The organism is Azoarcus sp. CIB (genome assembly GCF_001190925.1).
In the GTDB taxonomy this organism is placed as follows: domain Bacteria; phylum Pseudomonadota; class Gammaproteobacteria; order Burkholderiales; family Rhodocyclaceae; genus Aromatoleum.
The window spans coordinates 697,130-713,513 of the sequence record NZ_CP011072.1 but is presented as its reverse complement, the minus strand read 5'-3'; the positions used below and the strand labels follow the sequence as shown (position 1 = coordinate 713,513).

The window sequence follows — 16,384 nt, the reverse complement described above, 5'->3', positions numbered from 1 at the left end:
CCGGTACCGCATAACAGTTCCAAAGTCGCACGGAGAACACCGATGAGCCAAGTCCTGTTCGAATGGTCCGACAGCTTCAACGTCGGCATCCAGGAAATCGACGAACAGCATCGCATCCTGGTCGACCTGCTCAACCAGCTGCACGCCGCGATCCGCGACCACAAAGGTAGCCAGGCGTGTCGCGCGATCCTCGACCAGCTGGCCGAATACACGCGCACCCACTTCCTTCTGGAAGAGAGCCTGATGCGCGTATCGCACTACTCCGGCCTCGATCTGCACAAGCAACAGCACGAAGACCTCATCGCCCAGGTCAAGTCGCTGCAGGACAAGCTCGACAGCGGCCAGGCATCGATCAGTTTCGAACTGCTGCACTTCCTGCAGGTGTGGCTCACGAAACACATCAACGAAAGCGACAAGCGCTTCGGCAATCACTTCGTCCGCAACACCGACCTGAAGGGCTATTCGGAATGGTCCGAAGAGGTGAAGACGACGATGAAGAAGAAGAAGTGGTGGTGGAAGTTCTGGTGAGCGCGACGTCGCGGGGCGCCGGGGAAACGCGCGGGTTTGCGTCGCCCGGCGCGAGCGCTCAGAATCTCGGGTAGCGGCAACGCGCCGACAGACCCTGCACACAGGGCGCGCCCCCGAGTCTCCCGAATCTCCCCCCGACGAGAACACAGATGGATCTTCCCGCACACCAGCTCACCATGACGGTGCTGATGACACCGGACATGGCGAACTTCTCCGGCAAGGTGCACGGCGGCGCCGTGCTCAAGCTGCTCGACCAGGTCGCCTACGCTTGCGCGAGCCGCTACGCCGCGCGTTACGTCGTCACCCTGTCGGTGGATCAGGTGATGTTCCGCCAGCCGATCATGGTGGGCGAACTCGTCACCTTCCTTGCGAGCGTGAACTACACCGGCAAGTCGTCGATGGAAGTGGGCATCAAGGTCGTTGCGGAGAACATCCGCACCCAGGAAGTGCGCCACGCCAACAGCTGCTTCTTCACGATGGTCGCCGTCGATGACGACGGCAAACCGGTGCCGGTTCCGGCGCTGCGCCCCTTCAGCCCGAAGGAGAAGCAGCGCTTCGAGGCGGCCGAGGCGCGCAAGGCGCTGCGACTGGAACTCGAACGGCGCTTCGCCGAGACCCACGGGTCGGCCGACAAGGCCTGATCCGGCCCCTGCGCCCCGCGGGTGGCGCAGTCATTCAAAGGAAACCTCATGCAAGATCACCCGCAAATCGTCTGGCAGGACGAGACCGGCGCGACACATTCGGCCCGCTGGCGCTCGGAAAGCGGCAGCCCGCCGCCCCGACGGGTCGTGCTCGCCGACGACCAGACGCCCGCCGACCAGGCCTACCGGCTCGCGTGCGAGGGCACGGCCCTGCTGTACCACGGCGACTTCCACAACGCGAAACAGCTGCTGCAGGCGATGGCGCGGCGCATCGAGCGCAAGCCGCGCCGCCCCGGCAAGCCGGCCGCGGCGAAGAGTGCGGCGGAGAGCTTCCACCTGCACCGCCAGGCGCAGGCCCAGCGCGCCCGCGTGCTCGGCATGCTGCTCCTGCCCTTCGATGCCGGCCACGCGCTGCCGCTGCGCCGCGCGCCTGACGTACAGGCGGCCTGCCTCGAAGCCTACGGCCCCGCCGAAGAAGCCTACGTCGCGTCGCTGCGCGAGCTGCTAGGCCTGATCGGCGCCCACGAATGGCGCAAGAAAGGCGTGCAGATCCCGGCCCTCGGCGCGTCGATCCATCCGCATTACGGCGTGTTCTCGCCGGTGCGCGGCGAATACATCGATCTCGTCGCGAAGGCGCCGTTGCCCGCGGCCCTCGCGAAGGGAGCGGCCTTCGACATCGGCACGGGCACCGGCGTCCTCGCGGCTCTGCTCGCACGGCGTGGTGTCGCGCGCATCGTCGCGACCGACCAGGATCCGCGGGCGCTTGCCTGCGCGCGCGAGAACCTTGCCCGGCTCGGCTGCGCGAAACGAGTGGAAGTCGTGCAGACCGACATGTTCCCGGAAGGCCGCGCGGCGCTAGTCGTCTGCAACCCGCCGTGGGTGCCTGCGCGCCCGAGTTCGCCGGTCGAGTACGCGGTCTACGACCCCGACAGCCGCATGCTACGAGCCTTCCTCGACGGTCTTGCCGCGCATCTGCTGCCTGGCGGCGAAGGCTGGCTGATCCTGTCGGACCTCGCCGAACATCTCGGCCTGCGCTCGCGCGACGAACTCGTCGCCGCGATCGAAGCCGCCGGCCTGCAGGTGCTGGACCGTCTCGGCGCCCGCCCCAAGCACCCCAAGGCGCAGGACGCCGACGATCCCCTGCATGCGGCGCGCGCTGCCGAGGTCACCTCGCTATGGCGCCTCGCTGCGCGCTGAGCAGCGGCGCGCGCCGGCGCCTCACTCGTCCTGCAGCAGCTTCTTGAGGTATTCGGGCAGCCCCGACAGCACCAGCGTGTCGCTCCCGCGGTCGTAATGCACGGCGCCCGAATGCAGGCTCGCGCGGTCGAATTCCAGCTTCCACTGCTCGCCGGCGGCGCGGAAGCGCACCAGCGGGCGGATCGCGCGGCGATCGGGGACGAAGCCGCTGGCGAGCGGCGCCTCACCGGATGAAAGGGCCGCGTCGAGGCGTTCCGGCTGCTCGGGCCACACCTTGCGCGCGATCTCGTCGAGCGCGAGCGGCGAGCCGGCCTCGCCGAGTTCGTCGAGGTAGCCGTGCGCGCGCTCCAGCATCGCGTCGCGCGCGGGCGCCTCCAGGCGCTGCGTCTCGGCGAAGTCCGACAGGCGCTGCACGAGCTTCTTCGTCTCCTTCAGCGCGATCACGACGTCGCCGCAGCCGAGGAAGCGCTTGAACCACGGCGCGACGTCACTGCGCCCCTTGAGGAAGCTGACGTAGCGCTCGTCACCGCGCTGCCAGCCGGTGAGGTCGATGCGCCCGGCCGCGGGCAGCGCCGAGAAGTCGAGATGCAGGCAGTCGACGATGTCGAGCGCGCCGGTGACGGCGCTGCCGACCGCTTCGCCGACCACGGCAATCCACAGGCAGTCACTCGCGCCTTCGAGGATGCGCGCGATCACGACGTAGCCGGAGACTTCCGCGCCTTCCTCGTCCGCACACAGGCGCAGCGCGTCCATCATGCGCAGCGACAGTGCGGCGAAGTCGAGGCGCTTGTCGACGACGTGTTCGTGCACGAGACGCGGCAGCGGCGAGCCCGCCTCGCCCTCCTCCTCCGCGAAACGCCCATAGCCCCTGCTGCTGCGGTCCGCGTAGTGGCCGCACAGGCGCTCGACCAGGCGCACTGCGGCATCGTCGACGCGGCAGGCGCTGTCGCGCAGCTCGGCGCTCGCGGGGCTCTCGCCGGCGCGGTGGAGCTTGTGGACGACGAGGTGGGTGATGGTGTGCTGGACCTGGCTCATGGCGACATCTCGTGCAGACGGGGGCGCGATTCTCGCACGCCCCGGCCCGCCCGCGACCGCCTTCGCGTCACTGATGCCACGCGTTGAAGCGCGCTTCCGCCTGCTCGAACAGCACTTTCACCTTCTCCACTTCCCACGCCTGCTCGGCCAGCGTCTCGTGGTCCCACAGGCTGCGCGGTTGCGGCGGAGCGAAGAAGTCCCCGCCATACACGTGGATTGCGCAGCTCATCTTGCCGATCGGGTTGAGCACCGAATGGATCGCATCGCGTTCGAGCGCGGTGACGTCCCCCACGCCCAGCGAAGTTGCGCCGATCGCCTCGATGCTGCCGGCGGTTCGGCGCCAGAACACGTTGTCCTCGCGCCCGGCATAGATCCCGACCACCGAGAACATCTGGTGGTTGTGCGGCATCAGGCTCATGCACGGCGCCCATACGAAGTTGATGATCGTGAGTTCCGGCGAACGGTACAGCGCGTTGATGCCCGCATGCTTCGGCTCACCGAGCTGCGCGACGATCGCCGCGCCGTCCGAGACCGCCTCAGCCACCCGTTCGCGCACGGCTGCCGGCCCTTCGGCCACGGCCTGCGTGCAGTCGTGAATGAATCGCTCCTTGTCGAACATGATCGATGCTCCAACCCCGATCCGCGTTCCCGCGGCGACCGGCGGCCGGTTTGAGCACCGACCGCCACAGCCCGTGAATCCGTTCCTTCCCTTGCCGCAGGGCCCTTCCCTATTCTGGCAGACCCCGATTCATTAATAGGACAGACCGGCGGGCCAGACTAGGGCATTTACTCCGGGAACCGATAGCCGCCGCTCCCGATCAACAGCAGACAAACCACAAGAAGAGGACGGCGGAGCAGGCACGCGTGCGGAACGCCCGCTGGTCCCGCTACTGCCACGGAGGGGACCCGATGGAAGAATTCGGCACGTCACACGCGGCGGAAATCGCCCGCCTCGAGGACGAGCTCGCCCGCAGCCGGGCGAAGGCGGAGCGCGCCCGCCAGCTCATCGAAACTGCCCCTGACGCAATCGTCGTTGTGGACAACAGCGGCCGCATCATCCTCGTCAATGCGCAGACCGAGCGGCTCTTCGGCTATGCGCGCGCGGAATTAATCGGCCAGTCGATCGAGATGCTGGTCCCGCAGCAATTGCGCGGTGACCACGTCGGCAAGCGCAATGCCTACATCGGGAAACCCTCCGTGCGTCCCATGGGAACCGGGCTGGACCTCGCCGGCCAGCGCAAGGACGGCTCGCAGGTTCCGATCGAAATCAGCCTCAGCCCTCTCGGCAACGGCGAAACCGTGCTCATCTCCGCGGCGATCCGCGACATCACCGAGCGCCACGCGGCACAGGCGGCGCTGCGCCAGGCGCGCGACGAGCTCGAGCAGCGCGTGCGCGAGCGCACCGCCGAACTCGAACAGGCCAATCGCGCGCTGCAGTCGGAGATGGAAGACCGCGCCGCCGCCGAGCGCGCTCTGCATCAGGCGCAGAAGATGGAGGCCGTCGGGCAGCTCACCGGCGGCATCGCGCACGACTTCAACAACCTGCTGACGGTCGTGATGGGCAACCTGCAACTCCTCGCGCGCCGCGTGCAGAACGACCCCGCGGCCGCCGAGCTCATCACCGGCGCGCTGGAGGCGGCGTGGCGCGGCGCCGAGCTCAACCGGCGCCTGCTCGCGTTCTCGCGCAAGCAGCGCCTGGCCCCCGTGCCGCTGGATCTCAACGACCTCATCGCCGGCATGACCAGCCTGCTGCGGCGCAGCCTCGGCGAGCACATCAACATCAAGTTCCATGCCGCCACCGACCTGCCTCCCGCGCTCGCCGACATCACCCAGCTCGAATCGGCGCTGCTGAACCTCGCGGTGAATTCGCGCGACGCAATGCCCGAAGGCGGCACCCTGACCATCGAAACGGGCGCCATGAGCCTCGACGAGCACTACGCGGCCCTTGAGGGCGACGTAAAGCCCGGCGCCTACGTGATGCTGGCCGTATCGGACACCGGTTGCGGCATGCCGCCGGAGGTGGTCCAGCGCGCCTTCGACCCCTTCTTCACGACCAAGGAAACCGGCAAGGGCAGCGGCCTCGGCCTCGCGATGGTGTATGGCTTCGTGAAGCAGTCGGGCGGCCACGTGAAGATCTACAGCGAGCCCGACACCGGCACCACGGTAAAGCTCTTCCTCCCGATCGTCGCCCGCCCGGCGGGCGCACTGTCCGCCGACGCGCCCGCGCCCCGTCCCGACGCCTCGGGCAGCGAGACGATCCTCGTCGTCGAGGACGAGGACAAGGTCCGCGAACTCGTCTGTCGCGTGCTGGGGGGACTCGGCTACCGCATCCTGCAGGCGCCCGAAGGCAGGACGGCGCTCGCGCTCCTCGCGCAGGAACCCGGCATCGACCTGCTGTTCACCGACGTCGTCCTGCCCGGCGGCATGAACGGACCGGAGATCGCGCGCCGCGCACGCCAGCAGCGCCCGGACCTGAAGCTGCTCTACACCTCGGGCTACACCGGCAACGCGCTGCTGGAGCTGGAAGCCATTCCCGGCGAATTCCGGATGATCAGCAAGCCCTACCGCATCGAGGATCTCGCACAGATCGTGCGCGAAGTCCTCGATACCGGGCCCGCGTAGGCCTCAGGGCATCACTTCGACATACTCGTAGATCTCGCAGTCCGAGATCTCGCGCCGCACCGGCAGCGACGCCTGCGCGTACCACGCGTGCGGATCGCGCCGATCGATCTCCGCCCCCATGAACTTCACCAGCTCGCAGATCGGCTCGACGACCTGCTCGCGATACGGCGCATCGTCGAGCACATAACCGACGTACAGGTTCTTCATGCAGTTGCGGCGACAGAAGGACAGCGCCTCGCAGCCTTCGCACGGCATCTCCGACGCGGGCTGCAGCGGGCTCGGCTTCAGCCAGTTGGCGTTCAGGTCGCCGCTCTGCAGCTCGGGCAGGTGCGTGAGATCCGGGCACGGGAAGATGCGCCCGTCGGGCAGGATGTTGAGGATGTGCGTCGACGAGCGGCACTGCGTCTGCCCGCTACAGGCCTCGCGCGCGCGCGACGGCAGCACCTTGTTGCGCACCGTGCCCATCAGCGGGATGAAGGGATACAGCCCATCAGTCGTGAAGAACTTGTCGACCAGCTGCGTCAGCGCGACTTTCTTGCGCCGCATGTTCTCGGCATCGTAGAAACCCTCGGCCTGCGCGAACTGCCAGTACACATAGTCGAAGGTCGGCAGCAGGCTGTCGAGCTCCTCGAAGCTGATGTCCTCGTGCCCCCAGGTCACGCGCGCGGTGAGCTTGCCGCCCAGCTTCGGGCGGACCTTCTCGATGTTCGAGGTCACCTTGCGATACACGCCGCGCCCGCGGTAATGGTCGGTCGTGTGCTCCGCGCCATCCACCGACACCAGCACGTTCGACAGCTTCGCCAGCACCGCGTCGGGCAGGCGGTGCAGCAGCGTACCGTTGGTCTGCAACTGGTAGCGCCAGGTCGGGTGGCGTTCCATCAGCCCGACGATGAAGGGGATGTTGAGGGTCGGCTCGCCACCATAGAAGGTGACGTAAATCTCCTTGTCCGCGAGATGCGTCGCGACGAAGGCATCCAGCGTGTCGAGCGAATACTCGGCCTTGCCCTGCGAGCCGACGACGTCGCCAACCGCGATCGAGCAGTACGAGCACTTGAGGTTGCACGTCAGCGTCGTGAAGATGTTCAGTTCGACGCGGTTGCCGACAATGGGCGAACGCAGTTCCGGCGCATTCATGTGCGTATCCGATCCCGAGAAAAGATTTACCCCCAACATTGGGGGCGGAGATTATAGCGAGGACCGCGCAATGCAGGGCGGGTCATTGCATGCGCAGGACCGAAACCATTCTCTGTGGGAGCGGCTTCACGCCCTCTCAGCGCAGCCGCTCGGCCAGATGCCGCCTTACCGAGATCGCGCTACCGAGCCAACCGAGCAAGGTCGCAAAACCGAGGATCGCCGCGCTCTCGTGCGGCCCCGGCCCGGTCAGCGCGAACACTGCGCCGTAGGTCTCCGCGAGGCTCGCCACCGGCCCGCCGAGCGCATGCACGGTCGCCCACACGGTCGCGAGCGCCACGCAACCGCCGAGCAGGCCCTGCAGGCTGCCGAACCAGTAGAACGGGCGGCGGATGAAGGGGTCGGTCGCGCCCAGCAGTCGGCTCACGTCGATCTCGTGCCGTTGCGTAAGGATCTGCAGCCGGATCGTGTTGAAGGTCACGATCACCAGCGCGAAGCCCAGCAGACCCGCGAGCAGCAACACCGCCGAACGGCCCAGCCCCAGCAGCGCGTGCAGGCGCTTCACCCACGCGGAGTCGAGTTGCACGTGGGCGACACCCGGCCAGGCCGCGAAGCGCGCGTGCAGGCTGTCGTAAAGTGCGGGATCCTCGCCGCGCGGCGTCACGATGAACGCGTCCGGCAGCGGATTGGCGGTGAGGCCGCCGAGCACGTCGCCCAACCCGCTTTTCTCGAGCTGGCGCAAGGCCTCGTCCTTCGTCACGTGGCGGTAGCCCGCGAGCTGCGCATCGCCCCGCAACCGCTTTTCTGCCGCGGCGATGTCCTCGCCCGACGCATCCTGCGTCATGAACACGCTGATCTCGGGCGTACCGGACACCCCGCGCGCGAGCGATGCGACGTTGTCGATCAGCAGATAGCCCGCGGCCGGCAGCGACAGCGCGATACCCACGACCAGCGCCGACAGTAGCGTGCCCAGCGGCTGCGAGCCGAGACGCTGCAGCGCCTGCATGAAGGCGCGGCCGTGCAAGTAGAACCAGTTGCTCACTGGACGCCCCCCTGCAGCAGCCCCTTGTGCAGCACCAGCCGGCGCGGGCTGTGCTGCGCGAACAGGCGCTCGTCGTGCGTCGACACCAGCACGGTGACCCCCGCGGCGTTGAAGGACTTGAACAGGTTCGCGATCTCGTCCGCGTAGGCAGTGTCGAGGTGCGCGGTCGGCTCGTCGGCGATCAGGATGGACGGGCGATTCACGATCGCACGCGCGATCGCGACGCGCTGCTGCTCGCCGCCCGACAGCCCCGCCGGCATCTCGCGCCCGCGCCCGGACAGCCCTACGCGCTCGAGCGCCGCCGCCACGCGCTTGGCCGCATCGCGCGGCGGATGCCCCGTGATCACCAGCGGCAGCATCACGTTGTCGTACACGCTGCGGTCGTACAGCAGGCGGTGCTCCTGCAGCACGAGGCCCAGGTTGCGGCGCAGGTAGGGAATCGCACGCGGGCGCAGCGCCGAGACATCCTGCCCGTTGATGCTCACGCTGCCCGAAGTCGGCCGCTCGATCGCTGCAATCAGCTTCAGCAGCGTGCTCTTGCCCGCCCCCGAATGGCCCGACAGCACCGCCAGCTCGCCGTGGCGGATCTCGAAACTGACCCCGGCGAGCGCCGTATAGCCGCCGGGGTACTGCTTCACGACTTCGTTGAAGACGATCATGCCGCGCCGCCGGCTCCTGCGATGGGCTCGAACAGCGCATCGACGAATTCGCGCGCATTGAACGGCTGCAGGTCGTCGATGCCCTCGCCGACGCCGATGAAGCGCAGCGGACGCGGATACTGGCGCGCGATCGCCGCGACGACGCCGCCCTTCGCGGTGCCATCGAGCTTCGTGACGACGAGGCCCGTGACACCGATCGACGCATCGAAGGCCTTCACCTGCGCCAGCGCGTTCTGGCCGATGTTGGCGTCGAGCACCAGCAGCACCTCGTGCGGCCCCGACGGCTCGGCCTTCGCGATCACGCGGCGCACCTTCGCGATCTCCTCCATCAGGTGGAGCTGCGTCGGCAGCCGGCCCGCGGTGTCCGCCAGCACGACGTCGATGCCGCGCGCCTTGGCCGCGTTGATCGCGTCGAAGATCACCGCCGCGGCGTCGCCGCCTTCCTGTGCGATCACCGTCACGTTGTTGCGCTCGCCCCAGGTCTGGAGCTGCTCGCGCGCCGCCGCGCGGAAGGTATCGCCGGCTGCGAGCAGCACGCTCTTGCCCTGCAACTGGAAGTATTTCGCCAGCTTGCCGATCGAGGTCGTCTTCCCGGAGCCGTTCACACCCGCGATCATGATGATGTAGGGCGAATGCCCCGAAACGTCCAGCGGCTGCTCGAGCGGGGCCAGGATCGCGAGGAGCTCCTCGGCAAGCGCCCCCTGCAGCTGGTCCGCGGTCTCGAGCTTGTCACGCTTCCAGCGCTTGCGCAGCTCGTCCAGCAGGTGCTGCGTCGCATCCACGCCGCAGTCGGCCATCAGCAGCGTCGTTTCGAGTTCTTCGAGCAGATCCTCGTCGATCTTGCGCCGGCCGAACAGGCTCGCGAGCCCGCCGCCGATCTGCTGCCGTGTGCGCGACAGGCCCGCCTTCAGGCGGTCCGCCCAGGAGCGCTTGACCTCCGGCTCGGCCGCGGGCGCCGGAATGGACGCTGACGGGGGCGCCTCGACTGCGGCCGGGGGCGCGGGCTCCGCCTGCGGCTGCGCCGCCGGTTCGGGCTTCGGGGACTTCTTCAGGAAACCAAACATGCTCACTCGGGTCTCTTGTGAGGTTTTAACGACGGCGGACGCCAGGCCGCCAATAACGCTAAGATGCGGCTTCGCGCCGAATCGGATGCCCGGATCGCGGGCCACGTGAACCGCAAATTCTACCAGATGCAGGACATGTCCATGTTTCGCCAGACCTTTCCACGCGCCGCATTCGTGGCCGCCGCGCTCACCGTGGCGGCCGGCCCGCTGCAAGCCAATCCGTACGAGACCACGCTTGCGAACGGCATGAAGATCATCGTCAAGGAAGACCGCCGCGCCCCGTCCGTCGTCCACATGGTGTGGTACGGCGTCGGCGCGATGGACGAACCCGCCGGCGTCTCCGGCATCGCCCACCTGCTCGAACACATGATGTTCAAGGGCACCGACAAGGTCGGCCCGGGAGAATTCAACAAGCGTGTCGCCGCGGTCGGCGGTCGCGACAACGCCTTCACGTCGCACGACTACACGGCCTACTTCCAGCAGATCCCGTCCTCGCGCCTCGCCGACGTGATGCAGCTCGAAGCCGACCGCATGAGCAACCTCAGGATCACCGACGCCAACTTCAAGCCTGAACTCGAAGTCGTCAAGGAAGAGCGCCGCCTGCGCACCGACGACCAGCCCCGTTCGCTCGTCAGCGAGCAGCTGATGGCAACCGCCTTCCAGGCCAATCCCTACGGCCGACCGATCATCGGCTGGATGACGGACCTCGACACGATGACCGCGGAAGACGCGCGCAAGTGGCACAAGACCTGGTACACGCCCGGCAACGCGCGCCTGGTCGTCGTCGGCGACGTCGATCACAAGACCGTGTTCGACATGGCGCGCAAGCACTACGGCCCGATCAAGGCGCGCGCACTGCCGCCGCGGCGCATCACGACCGAACCCGAACAGCTCGGACCGCGCGAGACCGTCGTGAAGGCGCCGGCCGAACTGCCCTACATCGCCCTTGCATGGCGCGCGCCGACCCTGCGCGACCCCGAGAACGACCGCGACGTGCACGCGCTGAAGGTGCTTGCCGCGATCCTCGACGGCTACGACGGCGCCCGCCTGCCGCGCCGCCTCGTGCGCGAAAACCAGGTCGCCGTATCCGCCGGCGCCGGCTACGACGGCACCGGCCGCGGCCCGCAACTCTTCGTCGTCGACGGCTCGCCCGCCGCCGGCAAGTCGGTCGCGGAGGTCGAGGCCGCGCTGCGCGCCGAGATCGAACGCATCCAGAAGGAAGGCGTCGCCGAGGACGAACTGCGCCGGGTCAAGACGCAAACCGTCGCCGGCCAGGTGTACAAGCGCGACTCGCTGATGGGACAGGCGATGGAGATCGGCTTCCTCGAAGCCACCGGCCTGTCCTGGCGCGACGACGACAAACTCCTCGAAGGCATCCGCAAGGTCACCTCCGACGACGTCCAGGCCGTCGCCCGCAAGTACTTCACCGACAACACCCTCACCCGCGCCCGTCTCGACCCGCTGCCTCTGCCCGCCGACGCGAAGCCGCGCGCAGCCGTCCCGGGAGCGAGACACTGACATGCAGACGAAGCCCATGACCGCGTTGCGCATTCTCCGCCCGAATTCTCGTCCCTTCCTCACCCTGCTCGCCTTCACCAGCCTCGCCGCCCTGCTCGGCCCGCTGGCGAGCCCGAACGCCGCTGCCGGCCCGGACATCAAGCACTGGAACGCCTCGACAGGCGCACGCGTGTATTTCGTCGAAAGCCACGCCCTGCCGCTCATCGACATCCAGATCTCCTTCCCCGCCGGCAGCGCCTACGAACCCGAAAGCGGCACGGGCATCGCCAGCCTCACGCGCAGCCTGCTCGACGCCGGCACCGAAGGCCTGAACGAGCAGGAGATCGCCGAGCGCACCGCAGACACCGGCGCGCGCATCGGCGGCGGCGCCGATACCGACATGGCGACGCTGTCGGTGCGCACGCTGTCGAGCGCCGCCGAGCGCGACGCCGCGATCGCGCTCGCCGCCCGCCTGCTCGCGAAGCCGACCTTCCCCGCCGAGATCCTCGAACGCGAGCGCGCCCGCACGATCGCCGGCCTGAAGGAATCGCTCACCCAGCCCGACACCCTCGCGTCGCGCCGCTTCATGGCGATGATCTACGGCAACCACCCCTACGGGCGCTCGATCACCGTCGAGTCGCTGCAGGGCATCACGCGCGAGCAGCTGCAAGCCTTCCACCGCACGCACTACACCGCGGGCAGCGCCGCGGTGACCATCGTCGGCGACGTCAGTCGGGACGACGCCGACGCGATCGCGCGCCAGCTCACCGAAGGCCTGCCCGCCGGCGCCACCCCCGCGCCGATCGCCGCACCGCAACTGCCGGCACGCGGCACCGAGCACATCGCCCACCCGTCGGCGCAGTCCCACATCCTGATGGGCATGCCCGGCATGAGCCGCGACGACCCCGACTACTTCCCGCTGCTGGTCGGCAACTACGTGCTCGGCGGCGGCGGCTTCGTGTCGCGCCTGACCAAGGAAGTACGCGAGAAGCGCGGCTTCGCCTACAGCGTGTCGAGCTACTTCATGCCGCTGCGCGTCGCCGGCCCGTTCGAGATCGGCCTGCAGACCCGCGGCAGCCAGGCGGAAGAAGCCCTTAAGGTCACCAATGGGGTCCTTAGCGACTTCGTCGCCAGGGGGCCGACGGCAGCCGAGCTCAAGGCCGCCCGTGACAACATGGTGAATGGCTTCGGCCTGCGCCTCGACTCCAACCGCAAGATCCTCGACTACGTCGGCATGATCGCGTTCTACCAGCTGCCGCTCGACTGGCTCGAGACCTATCCGAAGAAGGTCGCGGCCGTCACGGTCGAATCGGTGCGCGACGCATTCGCCCGGCGGGTGAAAGCGGAGAACCTCGTCACGGTGGTCGCCGGCGGCGACGGCGACAACGGCACGGGCAGCGCCACTCCGGCGGCGAAGAAGGCAGGCCACGGCAAGTGAGCCGGGTTCGTATCGTCGGCGGCGAATGGCGTTCGCGCCTGCTCGAAGTCGCCAACGTCCCCGGCCTGCGGCCGACGCCCGACCGCGTGCGCGAGACGCTGTTCAACTGGCTGGGGCAGGAGCTCGACGGCATGAGCTGCCTCGACCTCTTCGGCGGCTCGGGCATCCTCGGCTTCGAGGCGGCCTCGCGCGGCGCAGAGCGCGTCGTGATCGTCGAGTCGGACGCACGCGCGTTCACCACCCTGCGCCAGACCGCAACGACCCTGCAAGCATCGCAGGTGGAGCTCATTCGCGGCGATGCGCTAAAATTCGCGCAAACCACCTCTGACAGGTTCGACGTGGTGTTCCTCGATCCGCCCTACAACAAGGGCTGGCTCGAGCGGCTGGAGCCCTGGCTCGGCCGGGTGCTGAAGCCGGACGGCTGGATTTACGCCGAATCTGAAGCAGCAGTGACTGAACTGGCTGGATTGAGCACGGTCAAGGCAGGCCGTGCCGGCCAGGTGCATTTTCATCTTCTGCATGGGAGGCAGTAATGAGGGAAGGGGTGGCGATCTATCCGGGGACCTTCGACCCCTTCACGCGCGGGCACGAGGATCTCGTGCGGCGCGCGTCGCTGCTGTTCAACAAGGTCGTCGTCGCTGTTGCCGAAAGCCGCGGCAAGGGGCCGATCTTCACGCTCGACGAGCGCGTGCAGATCGCCCGCGACGTCGTGGCCCCGTTCGGCAACGTGGACGTCGTCGGCTTCGACGGCCTGCTCATGGATTTCCTGCGCGCTCAGAACGCGCGCCTGATCCTGCGCGGCCTGCGGGCCGTGTCGGACTTCGAGTACGAATTCCAGATGGCCGGAATGAACCGGAAGCTCTTTCCCGACGTCGAAACGGTATTCTTGACGCCGGCAGAGGAATACATGTTCATCTCGGCCACCATGGTGCGCGAAATCGCCCGCCTGGGTGGCGATGTCAGCAAGTTCGTGCAGCCTGCCGTCTACCAGCGGCTGCTGCAGAAAGTTTCAGTGAAGTGAATACGAGGAATTGAAAGATGGCTCTGATGATTACGGACGAATGCATCAACTGCGATGTGTGCGAGCCGGAATGTCCCAATGGCGCGATCTCGCAGGGTGACGAGATCTACGAGATCGACCCGAACAAGTGCACCGAGTGCGTCGGCCATTTCGACGAACCGCAGTGCCAGCAGGTCTGCCCGGTCGACTGTATCCCGCTGAACCCGGATGTAGTCGAGACCAAGGATCAGCTGATGGAGAAATTCATTCAACTGACCAAGAAGGCCTGAACACCCCCGGCCGGCGCCGGAGGATTCACGCAAGGGCGGACCGCAACGGTCCGCTTTTTCGTTTACGTGACCGTTCAAGCGGCAATGACACCCGGCGGCACTGGCGCCGGGCGCCCCGGAAAGCTCAGGCCGCGCGCCCCTGCGCGATGCCGGCCTTTGCCCCGGCCTGTGCCGGAGCCCCCAGCGCCGCGCGGATGCCGCCGGCGATCTCTTTCAGCTCGGCAAGCTGCGCGACCATCGCCGCTTCGGCCTGCTCCAGCTCCGCGACGCGCTCCTCCAGCGTGTCGGTCGCCTGATGGATGCGCTTGACGCTTTCGAGGCGGCGCTTCAACTGCAGCTGGTACTCGCGCACTTGCGTCTCCAGCGGCGACATCACTGCACGCAGCCACTGTTCGACGTCGCGATTCGCGACCTCGAAGGTCCGCCGCGCCTCGACCGCGACGGTCTCGAAGAACTTCTGCGTCAGCGTGTGCTTCTCGGTCGTCACGAGCGCCAGCGCGGAATTGATCTGGCGGTTGAACGCCGACTCCAGCCGGTCGAGTTCACGCTCGTAGCGCAGCGTCGAAAAAGCCTCCGGCGCGGCGAGCTTGAGCCCGTGCTCGACGCTGAAGCGCTTGTACATGCTGTCGAGCATGCGCGTGATCTCGGCGATCTCGTCGGAAGAGCGCGCAAGGTTGCCGCGCAGCGACAGGAAGAAGCGCTCCATCGCGACGCTCAAGCCCTTCGTGAAGGTCGATTCCAGCATCGCCTCGCGCGTGCGCCGCGTCTCGTCGCGCAGTGCGTCCATGCCCATATGGCCGAGCAGGTTGTTCGTCAGCGTCGAGAACACGCTGCGCACCGCGTAATACTTCTGCAGACCCTGCTCGAATTCGGTTTTCTCGCTGCGGATCTTGCGCATCATGTACTCGATGACGCTCTGGTTCTTGCCGCGCAGGTCGGTCAGCTCCTGCAGCTGCTCGAGCAGGCCGGAAAGCCGCGCCCCGAGCAGCGTATCGGTCTGCTTCACCAGGTCGTCGACCTCCGTGAGCGTGCTTTCGCGCACGATCTCCTGCTTGGTCGGCAGCAGGTCCTCGGCCAGCGCCCGCTCCAGCTCGCCCAGACGGCTGCGCTCGACGAGCCCGGCGTCGCCGGAAATGCGCCCCACCAGCCCCTTCTGCGCCGACACCGGGAACACCGTCGTCGCCGGAACGTCCAGCGTTTCCGCGACCGAATTCACCTGGCGCGCGATCTCCGCGTCGATCTGCGCCTCATCGCGCAAGCCGTCCCACAGCCCGTCGATCTTGTTCAGCACGACGAGCCGGCCCTTGCGCCGGCTCTGCCCACCCTGCACGTATTCCCGCCACACGGCCATGTCGCTCTGCGTGACGCCGGTATCGGCCGCCAGCACGAAGAGCACCGCATGGGCGTTGGGCAGCAGCGACAGGGTCAGCTCCGGTTCCGCGCCAATCGCGTTGAGGCCCGGCGTGTCCAGCACCACCAACCCCTGCTCGAGCAGCGGATGCGGGAACTGGATCACCGCATGGCGCCAGCTCGGAATCTCGACCATGCCGTCGGCACCCGGCTTGAGACCGGTTTCGCCCTTCTCGTCGATGTCGAAACCCAGGCGCGAAGCCAGCTCGGTCGACACCCGCTCGGTCTCGCCGACGCGCGCAAAGGCCTGCTGCAGATCCGCGAGAGACCCGGCGTCGAGCCGCAGCACCATCCACTCCTCCGGAAACTGCTTGAGCTCGCTCACGCTCGCATGCGTCGCGCGCGACCGGATCGGCAGCATGCGGATCTCGGCCCGCGCGCCGGGCGTCCATTGCAGCTCGGTCGGGCACATCGTCGTGCGTCCGGCGCTCGATGGCAGCACGCGATCGCCATGCCCGGAGAAGAAGATCGCATTGATGAGCTCGGACTTCCCGCGCGAGAACTCGGCCACGAAGGCGACGGTGAGCTTGTCGTCGCGCAGGCGATCGAGCACATACTGCAGCCGCAGGTCGCCCTGCACGTCGCCGAGTTCGTTGCGCGACAGCCACTGCCGCAGGCGTGCGACCGCCCCCGCCGCATCGGCACGCCACTGGCTGTAAGCGGAAAATTGATCCACGAGGGTCATGAAGGTCTCGCTCGCGCGGTCCCGCAAGCCGGGCGCGCACAGGTTTCAGATCGTGGGAGCATAGCGCCGAATCGGGCGCCGTCCAATGCGTGGAACCGCGGGCTCGACCGGCGGCACGCCGACGCCGACGAACGACGTCCGCAAG

At 67.7% G+C, this 16,384-nt stretch carries 16 protein-coding genes; 9 read left to right on the top strand and 7 right to left on the bottom strand.

All coding sequences use genetic code 11. The annotated features are described in order from the left end of the window. The first annotated feature begins 42 nt into the window (after nucleotides 1-42). From AzCIB_RS03070 to AzCIB_RS03060, 3 genes are all read left to right on the top strand, one after another. Nucleotides 43-528, top strand: a complete 486-nt coding sequence (locus AzCIB_RS03070; protein ID WP_050414540.1) for a bacteriohemerythrin — start codon at nucleotides 43-45, stop codon at nucleotides 526-528. A gap of 149 nt (nucleotides 529-677) precedes the next feature. Then, on the top strand, nucleotides 678-1,169 hold the full coding sequence (locus AzCIB_RS03065; protein ID WP_050414539.1) for an acyl-CoA thioesterase: 492 nt from the start codon (nucleotides 678-680) through the stop codon (nucleotides 1,167-1,169). Between the two features lie 48 nt (nucleotides 1,170-1,217). Further along, the gene (locus AzCIB_RS03060; protein WP_050414538.1) at nucleotides 1,218-2,366 is read left to right on the top strand and encodes a methyltransferase; all 1,149 of its coding nucleotides are present in this window, start codon (nucleotides 1,218-1,220) and stop codon (nucleotides 2,364-2,366) included. A 21-nt stretch (nucleotides 2,367-2,387) separates the two neighbouring features. On the opposite strand, the gene AzCIB_RS03055 is transcribed toward AzCIB_RS03060, so the two are convergent. After that, complete coding sequence (locus tag AzCIB_RS03055) at nucleotides 2,388-3,401, bottom strand: nucleoid-associated protein (RefSeq protein WP_050414537.1); 1,014 nt, start codon at nucleotides 3,399-3,401, stop codon at nucleotides 2,388-2,390. Nucleotides 3,402-3,468: 67 nt separating this feature from the next. Continuing rightward, nucleotides 3,469-4,020 (bottom strand): hypothetical protein, encoded by a 552-nt coding sequence (locus AzCIB_RS03050; RefSeq protein ID WP_050414536.1) that lies wholly within the window; start codon nucleotides 4,018-4,020, stop codon nucleotides 3,469-3,471. 290 nt (nucleotides 4,021-4,310) lie between these two features. Between AzCIB_RS03050 and AzCIB_RS03045 the strand changes: the two genes are divergently transcribed. Beyond that, nucleotides 4,311-6,023, top strand: coding sequence for a PAS domain-containing hybrid sensor histidine kinase/response regulator (locus AzCIB_RS03045; protein ID WP_050414535.1), 1,713 nt, complete (start codon nucleotides 4,311-4,313; stop codon nucleotides 6,021-6,023). Between the two features lie 3 nt (nucleotides 6,024-6,026). Here AzCIB_RS03045 and AzCIB_RS03040 read toward each other — a convergent pair whose 3' ends face one another. The 4 genes from AzCIB_RS03040 to ftsY form a co-directional block, all read right to left on the bottom strand. Beyond that, a complete protein-coding gene (locus tag AzCIB_RS03040) occupies nucleotides 6,027-7,157 on the bottom strand; it encodes a radical SAM/SPASM domain-containing protein (protein WP_050414534.1) in 1,131 nt (376 codons plus the stop codon). Between the two features lie 136 nt (nucleotides 7,158-7,293). Beyond that, complete coding sequence (gene ftsX / locus AzCIB_RS03035) at nucleotides 7,294-8,196, bottom strand: permease-like cell division protein FtsX (RefSeq protein WP_050414533.1); 903 nt, start codon at nucleotides 8,194-8,196, stop codon at nucleotides 7,294-7,296. Then, nucleotides 8,193-8,855, bottom strand: a complete 663-nt coding sequence (locus AzCIB_RS03030; RefSeq protein WP_050414532.1) for a cell division ATP-binding protein FtsE — start codon at nucleotides 8,853-8,855, stop codon at nucleotides 8,193-8,195. The genes ftsX and AzCIB_RS03030 overlap by 4 nt, the downstream gene beginning before the upstream one ends. Further along, a complete protein-coding gene (ftsY, locus tag AzCIB_RS03025) occupies nucleotides 8,852-9,919 on the bottom strand; it encodes a signal recognition particle-docking protein FtsY (protein WP_050414531.1) in 1,068 nt (355 codons plus the stop codon). Before ftsY ends, AzCIB_RS03030 begins: the two co-directional genes overlap by 4 nt. Nucleotides 9,920-10,060: 141 nt before the next feature. Between ftsY and AzCIB_RS03020 the strand changes: the two genes are divergently transcribed. From AzCIB_RS03020 to AzCIB_RS03000, 5 genes are read left to right on the top strand one after another with little or no spacing between them, the layout of a single operon-like run. Continuing rightward, nucleotides 10,061-11,437: a M16 family metallopeptidase gene (locus AzCIB_RS03020; RefSeq protein WP_083447126.1), complete on the top strand. Its 1,377-nt coding sequence runs from the start codon at nucleotides 10,061-10,063 to the stop codon at nucleotides 11,435-11,437. A 1-nt stretch (nucleotide 11,438) separates the two neighbouring features. Further along, nucleotides 11,439-12,854: a M16 family metallopeptidase gene (locus AzCIB_RS03015; protein WP_157058411.1), complete on the top strand. Its 1,416-nt coding sequence runs from the start codon at nucleotides 11,439-11,441 to the stop codon at nucleotides 12,852-12,854. Then, nucleotides 12,851-13,387: a 16S rRNA (guanine(966)-N(2))-methyltransferase RsmD gene (gene rsmD, locus AzCIB_RS03010; protein WP_050414530.1), complete on the top strand. Its 537-nt coding sequence runs from the start codon at nucleotides 12,851-12,853 to the stop codon at nucleotides 13,385-13,387. Before AzCIB_RS03015 ends, rsmD begins: the two co-directional genes overlap by 4 nt. Continuing rightward, nucleotides 13,387-13,875: a pantetheine-phosphate adenylyltransferase gene (gene coaD / locus AzCIB_RS03005; RefSeq protein WP_050414529.1), complete on the top strand. Its 489-nt coding sequence runs from the start codon at nucleotides 13,387-13,389 to the stop codon at nucleotides 13,873-13,875. The genes rsmD and coaD overlap by 1 nt, the downstream gene beginning before the upstream one ends. A 17-nt stretch (nucleotides 13,876-13,892) precedes the next feature. Beyond that, nucleotides 13,893-14,144 (top strand): YfhL family 4Fe-4S dicluster ferredoxin, encoded by a 252-nt coding sequence (locus tag AzCIB_RS03000; protein WP_050414528.1) that lies wholly within the window; start codon nucleotides 13,893-13,895, stop codon nucleotides 14,142-14,144. A gap of 124 nt (nucleotides 14,145-14,268) precedes the next feature. Here AzCIB_RS03000 and AzCIB_RS02995 read toward each other — a convergent pair whose 3' ends face one another. Next, nucleotides 14,269-16,239 carry a dynamin family protein gene (locus tag AzCIB_RS02995; protein WP_050418182.1) on the bottom strand — a complete coding sequence of 657 codons (1,971 nt, stop codon included), beginning with the start codon at nucleotides 16,237-16,239 and terminating at the stop codon, nucleotides 14,269-14,271. Between the last annotated feature and the right edge of the window lie 145 nt (nucleotides 16,240-16,384).

Excerpts from the sequence above, each read along its gene's own strand:
- AzCIB_RS03045 (WP_050414535.1), top strand. The coding sequence starts at position 4,311 with ATGGAAGAATTCGGCACGTCACACGCGGCGGAAATCGCCCGCCTCGAG.
- AzCIB_RS03070 (WP_050414540.1), top strand. The coding sequence starts at position 43 with ATGAGCCAAGTCCTGTTCGAATGGTCCGACAGCTTCAACGTCGGCATC.
- AzCIB_RS03055 (WP_050414537.1), bottom strand. The coding sequence starts at position 3,401 with ATGAGCCAGGTCCAGCACACCATCACCCACCTCGTCGTCCACAAGCTC.
- coaD (WP_050414529.1), top strand. The coding sequence starts at position 13,387 with ATGAGGGAAGGGGTGGCGATCTATCCGGGGACCTTCGACCCCTTCACG.
- AzCIB_RS03040 (WP_050414534.1), bottom strand. The coding sequence starts at position 7,157 with ATGAATGCGCCGGAACTGCGTTCGCCCATTGTCGGCAACCGCGTCGAA.
- AzCIB_RS03060 (WP_050414538.1), top strand. The coding sequence starts at position 1,218 with ATGCAAGATCACCCGCAAATCGTCTGGCAGGACGAGACCGGCGCGACA.
- AzCIB_RS03020 (WP_083447126.1), top strand. The coding sequence starts at position 10,061 with ATGTTTCGCCAGACCTTTCCACGCGCCGCATTCGTGGCCGCCGCGCTC.
- AzCIB_RS03050 (WP_050414536.1), bottom strand. The coding sequence starts at position 4,020 with ATGTTCGACAAGGAGCGATTCATTCACGACTGCACGCAGGCCGTGGCC.
- AzCIB_RS02995 (WP_050418182.1), bottom strand. The coding sequence starts at position 16,239 with ATGACCCTCGTGGATCAATTTTCCGCTTACAGCCAGTGGCGTGCCGAT.
- AzCIB_RS03065 (WP_050414539.1), top strand. The coding sequence starts at position 678 with ATGGATCTTCCCGCACACCAGCTCACCATGACGGTGCTGATGACACCG.
- ftsY (WP_050414531.1), bottom strand. The coding sequence starts at position 9,919 with ATGTTTGGTTTCCTGAAGAAGTCCCCGAAGCCCGAACCGGCGGCGCAG.
- AzCIB_RS03030 (WP_050414532.1), bottom strand. The coding sequence starts at position 8,855 with ATGATCGTCTTCAACGAAGTCGTGAAGCAGTACCCCGGCGGCTATACG.
- AzCIB_RS03000 (WP_050414528.1), top strand. The coding sequence starts at position 13,893 with ATGGCTCTGATGATTACGGACGAATGCATCAACTGCGATGTGTGCGAG.
- AzCIB_RS03015 (WP_157058411.1), top strand. The coding sequence starts at position 11,439 with ATGCAGACGAAGCCCATGACCGCGTTGCGCATTCTCCGCCCGAATTCT.